A 14,915-nucleotide genomic window follows, 5' to 3' on the forward strand; every position below is an offset into this window, starting at 1 on the left:
CGGAACGCCCAGCAGACAGGGGCGACGGCGACTAGTATCATCGCCTTTTACGGTGGGATCAAAATGGATTCCATCGACAGGAGCGATGGATAAATGCCCTACTCCCCTGAATCCCTGCAGGCCTTCGTGGAAGCCGCGGCGCTGGGCTCGTTCTCGGCCGCCGCGCGACGGCTGCGCAAGACCCAGTCGACGGTCAGTACCGCCATTGCCCACCTGGAAACCGACCTGGGCGTGAGCCTGTTCGATCGCAGCGGGCGCTACCCCCAGCTGACCGAGGCCGGGCGCCAGGTGCTGGGGCACGCGCAGGAGATCCTGGCTGCCGATGCACGCCTGCAACAGTTGAGCGTGCGCCTGGCCGCACCGGTCGAAGCGCGACTGACCGTGGTGTTCTCCGATGTCTACCAGCTTGATCCCGAACAGCGGATCCTGCAGCGCTTCTCCGAGGCGTTCCCGGAGATCGAACTGGAATGGCTGGATGCCGAGGGCGAGGACGTGCTGGAACTGGTGAGCAACGGACGCGCCGCGCTCGGTCTGCTGCCACGGCAGGAACACTATCCAGATGGCCTGATGGCCCGGCCGCTGGCCCATCACAGCGAACTGTCGGTATACGTGGCGCGCGAACATCCGCTGGCCAGCGCCGGGCGTCGCGCCGCCGCACAACTGGCGCGGCATCGGCAGGTGCGCCTGAGCGCGGAAGTCGATCAGTCCCGCGTGGTCACCGGCCTGGCCTGGACCGCCACCGACTACCTGATGGTGATGGAGATGGCCGAGGACGGCATCGGCTGGGCCGAACTGCCCCGCGCGCTGGTGCAACGCTACGACCGCGGGCAACTGGTGGAACTGACGCTGCCCGGGTGGCCGCGGCGCATCCACAGCGACCTGCTGTGGCGCCGCGACACGCCGCCCGGACCGGCCGCACTGTGGTGGGCCGACGCGCTTGGATGAGGTAGTGCCGGCCGCTGGCCGGCAATCCCAGTGTCCCGTGGTTGCCGGCCAGCGGCCGGCACTACCGATCAACGATGGGCGAGCGCGTAATCCAGCGACGCGCACACCGCCGCCACCTGTGCGTCGTTGCACTGCTGCGGGGTCGCCCGCGGGCTGTCCGGGTAGACCTCGGTGGTGGTGGTGTACTTGGCGCCGGTAATGCCGGCGCACAGGCCCAGCTTCACCAGCGGGTACTCGATCACGCCATGGGCCACCACCGGCGAACCGATGATCTCGCCCTTGTCGTCGGCCGGCGCGATATGGGTGACCTTCTCCACCGCGGCGATGACCGCCTGCTGGAAGGCCGGTTGTGGGTTCCCGCTGTCGTCCACCAGGTAGAACCCATCGGGAATCAGGCCCGGCTCGAACGGCTTGCCGTCACGCGCGGCCAGCGCCGGGCGGAACTCGCTCTCGTCGCTGTCTGTGGTTTCGTGCAGGTCGATGTGCAGCACGAACTGGCCCCTGTACGGCGCGATCAGTTCGATGACGGCGGTCGATTCGCGGGCCGGGCCGTCGGCCCGGAAGTTGCGGTTCGGGTCGATCGCATCGAAGTTCCAGCGGTTGATGCGCTCGAAGCCCCACGGATTCACGCACGGCGCCAACAGCAGGTTGGCCTTGCCGGCATAGTCGGCGGCGTGCTTTTCGAGGAACTCCAGCGCGCCCATCACGCCGCTGGTCTCATAGCCGTGCACGCCACCGGTGACCAGGGCAGCCGGCAGCGCCGGGTTCCAGTCGCGGCTGCGCAGGGCCAACAAGGTGTACGTCTCGCCCGCGTAGTCGAGCTGGCCGTAGGCCACCTTGTCAAAGCGCGAAGCCAACGCCTCGATGCGCGGCAGCACCTCTTCGTCATAGCGACGCAGGCGCTGCTGGCGGCCACGCCACGCCTCCCGCTCCGCCGCTCCCCACGGCTGGCCAGGGGTTCCGACGGGGTAGAAAGCAGCTTGGGACATGGCGGATCTCAGCGGGTCAGGAAGCAATCGCCCACTCTACCACCGGGGCATCGGCATGAACCGGAGGCGCATTCCAATAGCGAATGGAATCAGCAATAATTCTCATTTACGACCTTCCACAACCCGCACCGATGCCCATCCACGCCCTGCAACCGGCCCGCCTGCCCCTGGCTGCCGCCCTCGCCCTGTGCCTGCTCCCGGCCACCCGTGCCTTCGCCCAGGACGGCGCCACCACGCTGGACAGCATCCAGGTTTCCGGCAGCTGGCTGGGCACCGGCCTGCATGACAGCGTCAAGAGCTTCGCCGGCGCGCGCACGGTGGTCGACCGCCAGCGCATCGAGGCCAGTGGCGCAGCCAGCATCGGCGATGCCATGCGCCGCATCCCCGGCGTGCAGGTCACCGACAACTCCGGCACGGCCGGCAGCTCGGTCTCGCTGAACATCGGCGTGCGCGGCCTGACCGGGCGCTACTCGCCACGCTCGACCGTACTGCTGGACGGCGTGCCGCTGGCGGTGGCGCCGTATGGCCAGCCACAGCTGTCGTTCGCACCGACCAGCCTGTCCAACATCGAATCGATCGACGTGGTGCGCGGCGGCGGCGCGGTGCGCTACGGCCCACAGAACGTGGGCGGCATCATCAACTTCAGCACCCGCGCCATTCCGACCGGCGCGGGCCTGCACGGCGAAGCGGGTGTGCGCTACAGCGCCTACGACCATGGCGGCGGTGTCAGCACCCAGTACAACGCCTTCCTCGGCGGCACCGGCGGCAACGGCCTCGGCGCGGCGCTGCTCTACTCCGGCCAGGACGGGCGTGGCTGGCGCCAGGGCAGCGATGACCGCTTCAACGACCTCGCGCTGAAGTTCGCCTATGCCATCGACGAACAGCAGGAACTGCGCGCCAAACTGTCCTACTACGATGTGCGTTCGCTGACCCCGGGCGGCCTGACCCGCGCCCAGTACGAGGCCGATCCGTTCCAGAACACCCGCCCCACCGATTTCTGGAAGGGCCACCGCACCGGCATCGACCTGGGCTACACCAATACGCTGTCGGCCAACAGCGAGTTCGAGGTGCTGGCCTATTACAACGAAAGCAGCCGCGCCAGCTCGCTGATCAACGCCGCCAACACCCAGCTGACCGTGCAGCCGCGTGACTACCGCGTGCTCGGCATCGAGCCGCGCTACACCCAGCGTCTGCACTGGGGCGCCAGCGTGCACGACATCACCGCCGGCTACCGCTTCCTGCGCGAACGTGGCAACGACCGCAGCTACACCGTCACCCGCCGCACCGGCGTGGCCAGCGCCACCAACCGCTTCGACAACGCCACCGACGCCCACGCGTTCTACATCGACGACCGCATTGCGATCGGCCAGTGGCGGATCACCCCGGGCGTGCGCATGGAATGGATCGACATGGACCGCCGCCAGGCCGGTGGCACGGCGACCTTCAGCAGCCGCAACGACAAGGCCCTGCCCTCTCTCAACATCGCCTACCTGCTGACCCCGCAGCTGACCGTGTTCGGCAACTACACCACCTCGTTCGGGCCGGTGCAGAACATCCAGCTGAATTCGCAGACCGCCAGCAATCCGCTGAACCCGGAAGTTGCAAAGACCACCGAACTCGGTGCGCGCTGGCAGGACGGGGCACTGCGCGCGGAAGTAACCGTGTTCAAGATGCGCTTCGACAACCAGATCCTGCAGGTGCCGGGGATCACTCCGCCGACTTTCCAGAACATCGGCGCCACCGATCACAAGGGTGTGGAGAGCGCACTGGAATACCGCTTCGCCGAGGACAGCGCGCTGGCCGGGCTGGAGCTGTACGCCAACTACACCTGGACCAAGGCGATCCAGCAGTCCGGCGACAACCGTGGCCTGGACGTGCCCTTCTACGCGCGCGACACCGACAGCGTCGGCGCCCGCTACGCACTGGGCGGCTGGACCTTCAATGTCTCCAGCACCCACCAGAGCGGCCAGTACGCCGACGCCGCCAACACCTGGGCCGAGAGCGCCGATGCGCGCGTGGGCCGCGTGCCGGGTGTTCGCCTGTGGAACGCGCAGGTGGCCTGGCAGGTGCCGGGATTGGGTGACAGCGAGATCGCGCTGGGCGTGAACAACCTGGCCGACAAGCGCTGGTACACCCGCAACGTCGATGGCAACGCCGGCCGCATGGTGGCCGCGCCGCGTACCTTCTACGTGCAGGGCCGCTACCGCTTCTGAAGCGGTAATCGCCCGATGCAGTGACGGTGGCGATCACGGTGGCGGCGTATCATGCCGCCACCATGTCACCGTCTGCTTTGCCATCGCGCCTGCATCTGGCCTTCCAGGGCCTGCGCCTGCGACTGCGTGGCAGTGATCTGTGGTTCATCGCACTCGCGCTGCTGGTCGGCCTGATCGCCGGCTACCTGACCCTGCTGCAGTCGGGCATCGCGCGCTGGTTGCAGGGCACGCTGTATGGGCTGGACGAAGGCATGCGCCTGAGCTCCCTGCCCTCGCTGACCTGGACCGCGCTGCTGGTGCTGCCACTGGGCGGGCTGCTGGTCGGCCTGGTCAGCCTTGCGGCGACGCGGCTTAAGCGCCCCCTGCTCGATGCGGTCGAAGCCAATGCCCTGCACGGCGGCCGCATGTCGATGCGCGACAACCTGATCGTGCTGACCCAGACCCTGCTGTCCAATGGTTGCGGCGCCTCGGTCGGGCTGGAGGCTTCCTATACGCAGATGGGCGCGGGCAGCGGCTCGCAGCTGGGCCGGGTGATGCGCCTGCGTCGCAACGACGTGCGCATCCTGGTCGGTGCCGGTGCCGCCGGTGCCATCGCCGCCGCCTTCGGTGCGCCATTGGCTGGTGCGTTCTATGCCTTCGAAATCGTCATTGGCGCCTACACCCCGGCCGCACTGGCACCGGTGGCCGTCGCCGCGCTGGCCGGTGCGTTCGTGGCCGACCAGGCTGGCATCGAGGCCTACCTGCTGCCCGCTGCCTCTACCATCGACGTGCGCGCCGCCGACTACGCCATCTACGGCCTGCTCGGCTGCTGCTGCGCGATGGTCGGCATTGTCATCATGCGCCTGATCGCTTCGATCGAAGGCACGGTCAAGCGCAGTCCATTGCCGCTGTGGGGTCGCCCGGTGGTGGGCGGCCTGCTGCTGATCCCTCTGGCCCTGGCCAGCCCGCAGGTGCTCTCGTCCGGCCATGGCGCGCTGCACCTGGACCTGACTACCCACCTGCCGTTGATCTGGATCGGCGGCCTGCTGACCCTGAAGTGCCTGGCCTCCGGCATCTCTCTCGGGTTTGGTTTCCGTGGCGGCCTGTTCTTCGCCTCGCTGTTCATGGGCACCCTGGTCGGCGCCCTGTTCGCCGGCCTGCTGGCGATGGCCACCGGCGTGCCGGTGGTCGACGCCACGTCCGCCGCGCTGGCCGGCATGGCAGCGCTGGCCGCGGCGGTGGTCGGCGCGCCGATGACCATGGCCATGCTGGTGCTGGAAGGCACCCACGACTTCCTGCTGACCAGCGTGGTGATGAGTGCGGTGCTGGTGTCCAGCACGCTGGTGCGGCAGTGGTTCGGCTATTCGTTCTCGACCTGGCGCATGCACCTGCGCGGCGAGACCATCAAGAGCGCCCGCGACGTCGGCTGGGTGCAGAACCTCAACGCCGGCCGGCTGATGCGCAAGGGCGTGGCCACCGCGCCGGCCGATCTCGATGCCGCCGCGTTCCGCCAGCGCTTCCCGCTGGGTTCGGGCAGCCGGGTGATCCTGATCGACAGCGAAGGCCACTACGCCGGCATCGTGCAGATTCCGCGCGTCTACGGCGACGGCGTGAAGCCGGAGACCACGATTGGCGAGCTGGCCGAGAACCGAGATGTGTCGCTGCCGCCAGCGGCGGACGTGGTCAGCGTGATGCAGCGCTTCGACCAGACCCAGGCCGACGAACTGGCCGTGGTCGCCGCCGACGGCCAGGTGCTGGGCGTGGTCTCGGAAGCCTTCGTACGCAAGCGCTACGCCGAGGAACTGGACAAGCGCCAGCGCGAACTGATGGGCGAGCGCGTCGAGGACACCGACTGATCCCGCAAAAAGGGGACGGAGGGGATTAAGTCGTTTCTGGCACCTGACTAACCACGCGTGGCGTGGACCGCTGGAAATCCACGCATGGCGTGGATCTACTGTCACCATGACCGGGTAGACTCCGGCCATGCGCTTCATTGAGACCTTCCAGGCCGGTCCCTTCGCCGACACCGTGGTGAGCCTGCTGGCCGCCTTCGTGCTGGGCACGCTGATCGGCGCCGAGCGCCAGTACCGGCAACGCACCGCCGGCCTGCGCACCAACGTGCTGGTCGCCGTCGGCGCCGCCGCCTTCGTCGACCTGGGCATGCGCATCGCCGGCAGCGCCGAGGCGGTACGGGTGATCTCCTACGTGGTCTCCGGCGTCGGCTTCCTCGGTGCCGGCGTGATCATGAAGGAAGGCATGAACGTGCGCGGCCTGAACACCGCCGCCACCCTGTGGTGCTCGGCGGCGGTGGGCAGCTGCACCGGCGCGGACATGCTGGCCGAAGGCGTGCTGCTGACCGTACTGATCATCGCCGGCAACACCCTGCTGCGGCCGCTGGTGAATGCGATCAACCGTATCCCGATCAACGAGGCCGCCACCGAAGCGACCTACGAAGTGCGCCTGAGCGTGGATGCCGAAGCCGTGCCGCGGGTGCGCGAGCGCCTCGTCGATGCGCTGGAGGCTGCGCAGTATCCGGTCGGCGACGTGCAGGTGGTCGAGCATGCCGATGCACCCACCGATGTGATCGCGGTGCTGGTCAGTACCGCCGTGAGTGCCGATGAGCTGGATGTGGTGCTGGCGCGGATGGAACACGTGCCGGGCGTGCTGCACGCCACCTGGGAAGTCAGCACCCGCGATTGATTCATCCACGCATGGCGTGGATCTACCGAGGTCGCGGTGAAGTAGATCCACGCCATGCGTGGATGCTTCTCTCACCCACCCGCCATGCGCTGCTGTGCGCGCAGCAGCTTGCGGAATGAACCGCACTGCCGCGCGTCCTGCGCTTCTGGGCAGGCCGCCGCGCGCTGCAGGTGCCGGCGCACCCGCTGCAACTGGGTGATCTGCCGCTGGAGCACATCGGCCTGTGCCAGCAGCGCCTCACGGTCCAGCGAGATACATCCATCCTGCGGCGGCAGCGACAACCCGATCTGCTGCAGCGACAACCCGGCCGCCTGGCCAAGACCGATCAGCGCCAGCCGTTCCAGCACGCGCTCGTCGTACTGCCGGCGCAGGCCGCGACGGCCCAGTGTCTGCAGCAGCCCAAGCTGTTCGTAGTAGCGCAGGGTCGAGGCCGGCACGCCACTGCGCTTGACCACCTCGCCGATATCCAGTTCACGCACGGGCTTGACCTCAAGTGACCTTCAAGCGCCAACCTATGGGCGACTTCCCCGCAAGGCAAGACCATGACCAGTACATCCCCCGTTGATCAGAACGCGCTGTGGAACGGCCCCGGCGGTCAGATCTGGGTTGCGCAGCAGGCCATCCTCGACGGCCTGTTCCAACCCCTGGCCGACCTGCTGGTCGACGAACTGCCCGACACCGTCACGCAACTGCTGGATGTAGGCTGCGGGACCGGTGCCAGCCTGCTGGCCTCAGCCGCCGCACGCCCGTCGGCGCACTGCACCGGCCTGGACATCTCCGCGCCGATGCTGGCGCTGGCCCGTCAACGCGCCGAGGCGGCAGGACTGGACGCAGACTTCATCGTCGCCGACGCACAGCAGCATCCGCTGCCCACCGCGCACTTCGACTGGATCCAATCGCGGCTGGGTGTGATGTTCTTCGAAGACAGCCAGGCCGCCTTCGCCAACCTGCACCGTGCCGCGCGACCGGGTGCCGGCCTGCGTTTCATCGCCTGGCGCAGCGCAGCGGAGAACCCGTTCATGACAACGGCCGAGCGCGCCATCGGCGATGCACTGGATCTTCCGCCCCGCGCGCCCGGCGCACCGGGCCAGTTCGCCTTTGCCGATGGCGAGCGTGTGCGGCACCTGCTGCAGGCCGCCGGCTGGAAGGACGTGGAGGTTGTTGCGGTCGACCTGCCCTGCTCGCTCGCCCGCGAAGGCCTGCCGACCTACGTCGGCCAGCTGGGCCCACTGGGCCTGGCGCTGCGCGCGATGCCGGAAGACCGGGCCACCTCGCTCCGGAACAAGGCGGTAGCGGCATTCACCCCGTTCATCGAGGGCGACCGCGTACGCGTGGATGCCGCCTGCTGGCTGGTCCGCGCCCGCGCCTAGGAAAAGGGGACGGAGGGGATTAAGTCGCTCTTGCCCGGAGTGTGCCGGAAACGACTTAATCCCCTCCGTCCCCTTTTCCCTACAGCGCCTCGCCGGCGTCGGCCAGGCGCGATTCTATCAGCGCATACCACTGCTGCAGCACGTCGATCAGCATGTCCAGCTCGGCGTCGGTACGCTGTGCGCGGCCACTGCGCAGGCAGGCCTGGGCTTCCTGCAGCTGGGCCAGGAACCCGGCCACGGTGTCTGCCTGCAGGATCAGCCCCGGCAGACGCCGCCCGGGAATGCGTACCACGGCATGGTTGCCGAGCTGGCCGTACACGCTGAGTGTGGTTTCCGTCTTCATGGAAAGAGGCAGGAATTGAGCGTTCATCGCGTGCACCATTGGAAACCTGAGCCGCCGGCAGGCGTGGTCAACGGGGGAGACGTAACCACGTCCTGCCGACGGTCAGGGGGGACTCGGGATACCGGGGCATGGCCCCGGTGCGGGACTCTCAGCGCGGTTGGGCGATCCCAGCGATCTGCACGCGACGGTTCGGCGCCAGGCAGGCGATCAGCTCGCGCCGATTGCGCTGCTCGCACTGCACGATCGGCTCGGCTGCGCCCCGCCCTTCGGCGCTGATGCTGGCCGCAGGCACCCCGCCCTGCACCAGCGCGCTGCGTACGGCCTCGGCACGTCGCTGCGACAGGGTCTGGTTGTAGCTGGCACTGCCGATACGGTCGGTGTACCCGGTCACCCGGATCGACTGCACCTGCGCGGCCTCGCGCACCTGCGCCAGGATGCCCTGCACCGCCTGCTGGCCTTCGGCACTGAGTACCGCGCTGTCGAATCCGAACAGCGCGTCGGCCGACAGCCGCAGGGGTTGCTCCGGCAGCGGTGCCGGTGCAGGCGGCGCCGGTGGCCGTGGCGGTTCGATCACCGCCGCGCACGATTCCGGCTTCCAGTAGCCCCCCTGGGCGATGCCCTTGCTGTCGAAGCGCACCTGGAACTGGCAGGTGAAATACTCCGCGCCCTGCGCGGTGCGGAAGTTGAACAGGTAGTTCCACTCGCGCACGCCCCACATGCCTTCGTTGAAGTGCGGCGTGCCCAGCAAGGTATACAGCTGCCGCTTGCTCATGCCCGGCGCGAATCTGCGCAGGTCGGCGACGTCGGGATAGATGCCCTCCTTCAACGAAGCCTTCGACGCCTCCGGGAACTGCACGGCGGTGGTGTCGGCAGGACGGTCGGCGGCCGGCGCATGGCTGCGGCAGGCGGCCAGCAGGCCCATCCCCAGGACCAGGCCCAGCACTGCGGCCATCTGGCCGGTGCGGGCGATGCGATGCTGTTTCATGTCATTCCCCCCCTTTGGACGTTTCCGCGATGCCGGGCCGCACGTGCGGCCCGGCCGCGGGGATCACCACTGGATGCCGGCACCGACGGCCACACCGGCCTCGCCACGGCTGTTGGTGGAGCCGCTGAACTTGTAGATCCAGCGACCACCTTCAGAGACACCGGAGATACCGATCGCCACGCCCGACTCGCCGTTGTAGCTGCCAGCGGCGACCGAGGCCATGCTGCGGCCCGCTTCGCTGGGCTGCGGCAGCGCTGCGGTGGCCATCGCCGAAGCGATACCGGCCGAGGCGCGGTTGTCGGTCTTGCGCAGGTCGCGCTCGAAGCCGCCCATGCGCTCGTCGGTGTACGCCTTCGACCAATCCAGGGTCTGCGCCATGCCCGACTTCAGCTGGTCCACGTTGACCGCGTCGGTACCGGCGGTGCCGGCGGCGACGTTGCGCACCGTGGTCGGGCCGCTGCTGGTGCTGCCCAGGGTGACGCTGTTGTAGTTGGTCGCACCGTTCACCGTGGTGTCGTAGCGGATCGTGCCCTGCTGCGAGGCCTGCAGCTGGCGTACGTTGACCGCATCGGTGGCCTGCGAACCGTCGGCCACGTTGACCACCTGGCGTTCGGCACCAGCGGCACCCACCGAGACGGTGTTGGCCCGGTTCGCCACCGAACCCGCACCCAGCGCCACCGAGTTGTCGGCCTGCGCCTGCGAACCATTGCCGAGCGCGGTCGAGTTGGCGCCGGCTGCGGTTGAGCCTGCACCACCGGCGGCCGAGTTGGCACCGCTGGCGGACGGGTCGGCCAGGTTGTTGGTATTGTTGGCGCGGAAGCTGCCGGCCACGTTGGTGATGTTCTGGATCTTCTGGTCGGTGTACTTCTTCGATTCGTCGATGGCGTAGTTCACGCCGTTCTTCAGCTGGCCGACATTGGTTGCGTCGTACGTATCGGAACCGTCGGCGACATGCGTGATCTTGCGCTCACTGCCAGTACTGCCGACCGAGACCTCACCGGCCGAGTTGCTGGCACCGGTCTGGCCGTAGGCACCGGTGTAGCCGCTCTGCGCACCGACGCTGGCCACCGAACCTGCACCCAGTGCCACGCTGTTGCCGGCACTGGCGCTGGCGCCGTTGCCGACCGCCACGCTGTTGGCACCGGCCGCACTGGCCTGCGGGCCGACCGCCACCGCCTCCGCCCCGGCCGCCGTTGCGGCCGCTGCCGTCGAGTTCACCGCCAGGTAGGCACTGCCACCGCCGCCGTTGGTGATGCGCTGGTTGAGGACCTTCAGCGAACCGTCCACCGCAGTGAAGGCGGCGGTGACATTGTTGTAGTCGCCGCTGGTGAAAGTGCCATCGGTGGCGATGCTGGAGATGCTGAACTTCGGCGCGGTCCACACGTTGGTGGTGCCGTTGTACGCGGTGGTGCCACCGAAGTAGTTGGCGATGGTGCTGTGGGTGCTGAACAGCTGGTCGCCGGTGATGGCATCGCTGCTGCCAGCCAGGATGCTGCCGGCGGCGACGTTGGTGATCTTCACTGCGCCGGTGCCGGTGCCGGTCAGCGTCACGCTGTTGAGCACGTTACCGCTGGCGTCAACGTCGTACTTCACGGCCAGCTTGTCAATCTCGCCGGTCTGGTCGGCAACGTTGGCCAGCGAATTGCTGACCGCGTCGAAGGCGGTACCGACGTCGTTGTAGTTGCCCTTGGTAATCGTGCCGTTGGCGGCGACGTTGTTGATCGAGTAGGTCGGTGCGGTCAGCACGCCGCTGGCGTTGACCGCCGCGCCACCTCCGAGGTGGGTGGCAACGGCCTGGTTGGCCGCAAACAGCTGGGCACCGTTGATGGCCTCGCTGCTGGTGGCACTGACCTGGCCCGGGCCCAGGTTGCGCAGCGTGGTGGCGGTGCCGCTCTGGCCCAGCGTGGCACTGGCGTAGTTGACGCTGCCGTCGCCGTTGAGGTCATAGCGCAGGGCGCCCTGCTCCGACGCCTGCAGCTGGCCCAGGTTGACCGCATCGGTCGCGGCGGTACCGGCGGCCATGTTGGTGACCTGGCGTTCGGCACCCGCCGCACCAATGGACACGCTGTTGGCACGGTCGGCCAGGCTGCCGGCACCCACCGCGATACTGTTGGCGGCGGTGGCGCGGGCGTTGGTACCGACCGCGATCGAGTCGGCGCCGGTGGCCAGCGCCTCGGTACCGGTCGAGTTCACCCGCAGGTACTTGGTGCCACCGTTGCGGATATCGGTGATCTGCGTGTTGAGATTGACCAGCGAGCCGTCGACCGCGGCGAAAGCATCGGTGGCGTTCTCATACAGGCCCTTGGCGATGGCGCCGCCGGTGGAGATGGTGCTGATCTCGAACAGCGGTGCAGTGAACGCGCCGCTGGCCGGGTCGAAGGCCGCGCGGCCGCCGAAGAAGCTGGCGATGGCAGCATTGGTCGCCGCCAGCTGGCCGCCATTGACCGCTTCCAGGCTGCCGGCCGTGACCGCACCGCCGGCCAGGTTGCCGATGGTGGTGGTGCCGGTGCCCGCGCCAAGCGTGACACGACGGTAGTTCGGATTGCCGCCAGCATCCAGGTCGTAGGTGACGGCGGCATCGGCCACGCCGTTGATCAGGCTGATCGCGCCCTTCAACTGGGCTACGTTGACCGCATCGGTGTTGACGCTACCGGCAGCCACGTTGGTGATCTGGCGCTCGCCACCACCGGCGGTGCCCACCGACACTTCGCCCGCCGAAACCTGCGGAGCAGTCAGGCCGTAAGCACTGTAGCTGGCCTGCGCGCCGCGCAGTGCGGCCGAGCGGTAACCCAGTGCGACCGAGTTGGCCTGGTTGGAGGTGGCTTCAGCACCGAGCAGGGTCTGCCCGTTTGCGGTACCGACGGCACTGTCGCCGACGATCACCGAATGGCCCATGCGCGCAGCGTAGTCGGCGGTCGGCACACCGGTCGGATTGCTCGGGTCGTTGACCCCATCACCCGGGAAGGCGACGTTGGCATCGACCTTCGGCAGTTCGTGCCGTGCATTGGCACCGATCACCACTTCCTTCGAACCGTTGGCGAAGGCGCCATCGCCCATCAGCACCTGGTAGTCCTGCGCGGCGTTCACGGCCCAGCACGAGATGTCAGCCAGGGCGACGTCCAGGCACTTGGCGGCCCACGCCGGCGAGTCCTTCGGCAGCAGCAGGCCCAGCAGGCCACCCGGATTGCCGTTGTTGATGTTGTAGATGTAGCTGTCGGAGGTGACGCCACCGATCAGGGTCAGGTGCGAGCTGCCACCGGTAGCGGCACCGCCCAGCCCGTTGAGGGTGCTGCCGACCGGCGACAGGTTGACCACCGGCAGGCCCAGCACATTGACCGTCGAGTAGGTCTGCATCACGTTGGCATTGCTGAGCTTGAGGTTGCCGTTGCTCAGGTAGCCATCGCCACCGAACAGGCTGGTGGTGGTCGGGCCGATCAGTTGCCCGACATTGCCGACCAGGCCGCCGGTGCCGATGATCAGGCCCGCGTTCGGATCGGCCGGAGCCGGCGCCTTCGGGCTGGTGGGCGGGATCGCCGAGGGCTTGGTCAGGCCGAGGCCGCCGAGCGTGCCGCCGACCAGGCCGCCGACCGCGCTGCCCAGATTGCCGAGGGTGCCATTGAGGTTGCCGTTGAGCAGGTTGCCCACGGCACTGCCGACGTTGCCGAGCGTGTTGCCCAGCAGGCCACCCAGGCCAGTGCCGGAGCCGGTGGCGCCATTGAGCAGACCGCCGACGGAACCGACGGTGTTGTTAAGCGTGCCGCCGACCGCGGTGCCGACGCTGCCAACCGTGCCGCCGACTGCGCCACCCACGCTGCCGACGGTGCCATTGAGGGCGCCGCCGACCGCATCACCGACGCTGCCCACGGCGCCGTTCAGTGCCCCGCCTACGGCGCCCACGGTGTTGTTGAGCGTGCCGCCCACGGCGCCGCCCACGCTGCCAACCGTGCCATTCAGGGCACCACCGACCGTACCACCGACGCTGCCTACGGCGCCGTTCAGTGCGCCGCCCACGGCGCCTGCAGTGTTGTTGAGCGTGCCGCCAACGACGCCGCCCACGCTGCCGACGGTGCCATTCAGCGCGCCACCCACGGCGCCTACAGTGTTGTTGAGCGCGCCGCCCACGGCACTGCCGACGCTGCCGACCGTGCCATTGAGGGCGCCGCCGACCGCGCCACCGACGCCGCCTACGGCGCCGTTCAGTGCGCCGCCTACGGCGCCCACGGTGTTGTTGAGCGTGCCGCCCGCGGCACCGCCCACGCTGCCGACCGTGCCATTAAGCGCACCACCGACCGTACCACCGACGCTGCCTACGGCGCCGTTCAGTGCGCCGCCCACGGCGCCCACGGTGTTGTTGAGCGTGCCGCCAACGGCGCCGCCGACGCTGCCGACCGTGCCATTGAGGGCACCACCGACCGCGCTGCCGACCGTACCGACGGTGCCGTTGAGCGCACCACCGACTGCATTGCCTGCGGCGCCGACCGCACTACCCACCAGCCCACCGACACCCAGTGCGCTGTTCTGCGCCGCAACCGTTGCCTGGCCTGCCAGTTTCAGATTGCGATCGGCAACCACTTCCTGGCCATTCGGCGCCTGCACGCGCACCTTGCCGGCAGCACCAGCATCGAATGCTGCGGTGATCGCGCGATCGTGGGCTTCTCCCGGCAGTTCCTCCTTGGCGGGCAGCGTGATCGCCGCCGTCGCCTTTACCTGGCCCTGGGCGTCGATCTGGTGGCCTGCCACCTTCAGCTTCGAATCCAGCGCCCCATCCACAGACGCCTTCAGACCCCGCAGTGCGCCCGCCGACGCGCCGCTGATGCCGGCGGCCGCCTTTGCACCGGTATCGATTGATGCCACCTGCGCGCCGCCAAGACCGATGTTGGCATTCGCTCGGACATCAGCGGCAAGCCTTGGTACGGCGACCTGCTTCGGCGCCGTGTTCGCGGCCAGCTTGACCTGCACGGAGGCCGGCAGCACGTCACGCACCACCGGCAGCGACGCGGTGCTCAACTGCAGGCCGACGCGCGCATCCGCGCTGATCGCCGGGCTGCTCTGGGCCTGGCTTGCGGCAGCCGCGAGGGCTACCTCGGCATCGACCTTGACTGGCATCGGCTGGGTGTACTTGGCTGCAAGAGCCTGCAGATCACGCAGCGACTGATTGGATTCGGATGCTCCCGCATGGCCACTGGCCAGCACGCACAGCAGTGCCAGGGCGAGCGTGGTGGGCATCAGCAGGAAGGCGCGCGGATCCCGCGCGGCGCTGCCGCCGCTGTCGCCGGTGGCCAGTTCCGAGGCCACAACCAGAGCATTGAGCTGGCGGTTCCATACACGCCGGTAGATGCGATTCATGAGCACTTCCCCCGTAGGCGAACAACTTGAATGTCAGTGGACTTG

10 protein-coding genes are annotated in these 14,915 nt (G+C 68.4%); 5 read left to right on the forward strand and 5 right to left on the reverse strand.

The annotated features are described in order from the left end of the window. Nucleotides 1–93: 93 nt before the first annotated feature. Nucleotides 94–945 carry a LysR family transcriptional regulator gene (locus tag AC5P8Y_RS10145; protein ID WP_111108725.1) on the forward strand — a complete coding sequence of 284 codons (852 nt, stop codon included), beginning with the start codon at nucleotides 94–96 and terminating at the stop codon, nucleotides 943–945. A gap of 68 nt (nucleotides 946–1,013) precedes the next feature. Here AC5P8Y_RS10145 and AC5P8Y_RS10150 read toward each other — a convergent pair whose 3' ends face one another. Then, entirely contained in the window at nucleotides 1,014–1,934 is a 921-nt protein-coding gene (locus AC5P8Y_RS10150; RefSeq protein ID WP_111188373.1) for a M14 family metallopeptidase, read from the reverse strand. 131 nt (nucleotides 1,935–2,065) lie between these two features. Between AC5P8Y_RS10150 and AC5P8Y_RS10155 the strand changes: the two genes are divergently transcribed. From AC5P8Y_RS10155 to AC5P8Y_RS10165, 3 genes are all read left to right on the forward strand, one after another. Further along, nucleotides 2,066–4,147, forward strand: a complete 2,082-nt coding sequence (locus tag AC5P8Y_RS10155; RefSeq protein WP_111188372.1) for a TonB-dependent receptor family protein — start codon at nucleotides 2,066–2,068, stop codon at nucleotides 4,145–4,147. Between the two features lie 62 nt (nucleotides 4,148–4,209). Next, nucleotides 4,210–5,982, forward strand: coding sequence for a chloride channel protein (locus AC5P8Y_RS10160; protein WP_049430212.1), 1,773 nt, complete (start codon nucleotides 4,210–4,212; stop codon nucleotides 5,980–5,982). Between the two features lie 127 nt (nucleotides 5,983–6,109). Next, a complete protein-coding gene (locus AC5P8Y_RS10165; RefSeq protein ID WP_005409984.1) occupies nucleotides 6,110–6,826 on the forward strand; it encodes an MgtC/SapB family protein in 717 nt (238 codons plus the stop codon). Between the two features lie 71 nt (nucleotides 6,827–6,897). Here AC5P8Y_RS10165 and AC5P8Y_RS10170 read toward each other — a convergent pair whose 3' ends face one another. Continuing rightward, a complete protein-coding gene (locus AC5P8Y_RS10170; RefSeq protein WP_049404010.1) occupies nucleotides 6,898–7,305 on the reverse strand; it encodes a MerR family transcriptional regulator in 408 nt (135 codons plus the stop codon). Between the two features lie 63 nt (nucleotides 7,306–7,368). On the opposite strand from AC5P8Y_RS10170, the gene AC5P8Y_RS10175 reads away from it, so the two are divergent. Next, nucleotides 7,369–8,196, forward strand: a complete 828-nt coding sequence (locus AC5P8Y_RS10175; RefSeq protein ID WP_049453435.1) for a class I SAM-dependent methyltransferase — start codon at nucleotides 7,369–7,371, stop codon at nucleotides 8,194–8,196. A gap of 79 nt (nucleotides 8,197–8,275) precedes the next feature. Here AC5P8Y_RS10175 and AC5P8Y_RS10180 read toward each other — a convergent pair whose 3' ends face one another. The 3 genes from AC5P8Y_RS10180 to AC5P8Y_RS10190 form a co-directional block, all read right to left on the reverse strand. Then, complete coding sequence (locus tag AC5P8Y_RS10180) at nucleotides 8,276–8,566, reverse strand: DUF6959 family protein (protein WP_019659952.1); 291 nt, start codon at nucleotides 8,564–8,566, stop codon at nucleotides 8,276–8,278. Nucleotides 8,567–8,687: 121 nt separating this feature from the next. Further along, nucleotides 8,688–9,524 (reverse strand): OmpA family protein, encoded by an 837-nt coding sequence (locus tag AC5P8Y_RS10185; protein WP_005409988.1) that lies wholly within the window; start codon nucleotides 9,522–9,524, stop codon nucleotides 8,688–8,690. A gap of 63 nt (nucleotides 9,525–9,587) precedes the next feature. Further along, the gene (locus tag AC5P8Y_RS10190) at nucleotides 9,588–14,870 is read right to left on the reverse strand and encodes an ESPR-type extended signal peptide-containing protein (RefSeq protein ID WP_049456701.1); all 5,283 of its coding nucleotides are present in this window, start codon (nucleotides 14,868–14,870) and stop codon (nucleotides 9,588–9,590) included. Nucleotides 14,871–14,915 lie beyond the last annotated feature (45 nt).

It is taken from the genome of Stenotrophomonas sp. YJH_SMC_12-1 (assembly GCF_059370935.1).

Excerpts from the sequence above, each read along its gene's own strand:
- AC5P8Y_RS10190 (WP_049456701.1), bottom strand. The coding sequence starts at position 14,870 with ATGAATCGCATCTACCGGCGTGTATGGAACCGCCAGCTCAATGCTCTG.
- AC5P8Y_RS10165 (WP_005409984.1), top strand. The coding sequence starts at position 6,110 with ATGCGCTTCATTGAGACCTTCCAGGCCGGTCCCTTCGCCGACACCGTG.
- AC5P8Y_RS10180 (WP_019659952.1), bottom strand. The coding sequence starts at position 8,566 with ATGAACGCTCAATTCCTGCCTCTTTCCATGAAGACGGAAACCACACTC.
- AC5P8Y_RS10150 (WP_111188373.1), bottom strand. The coding sequence starts at position 1,934 with ATGTCCCAAGCTGCTTTCTACCCCGTCGGAACCCCTGGCCAGCCGTGG.
- AC5P8Y_RS10155 (WP_111188372.1), top strand. The coding sequence starts at position 2,066 with ATGCCCATCCACGCCCTGCAACCGGCCCGCCTGCCCCTGGCTGCCGCC.
- AC5P8Y_RS10185 (WP_005409988.1), bottom strand. The coding sequence starts at position 9,524 with ATGAAACAGCATCGCATCGCCCGCACCGGCCAGATGGCCGCAGTGCTG.
- AC5P8Y_RS10175 (WP_049453435.1), top strand. The coding sequence starts at position 7,369 with ATGACCAGTACATCCCCCGTTGATCAGAACGCGCTGTGGAACGGCCCC.
- AC5P8Y_RS10145 (WP_111108725.1), top strand. The coding sequence starts at position 94 with ATGCCCTACTCCCCTGAATCCCTGCAGGCCTTCGTGGAAGCCGCGGCG.
- AC5P8Y_RS10160 (WP_049430212.1), top strand. The coding sequence starts at position 4,210 with ATGTCACCGTCTGCTTTGCCATCGCGCCTGCATCTGGCCTTCCAGGGC.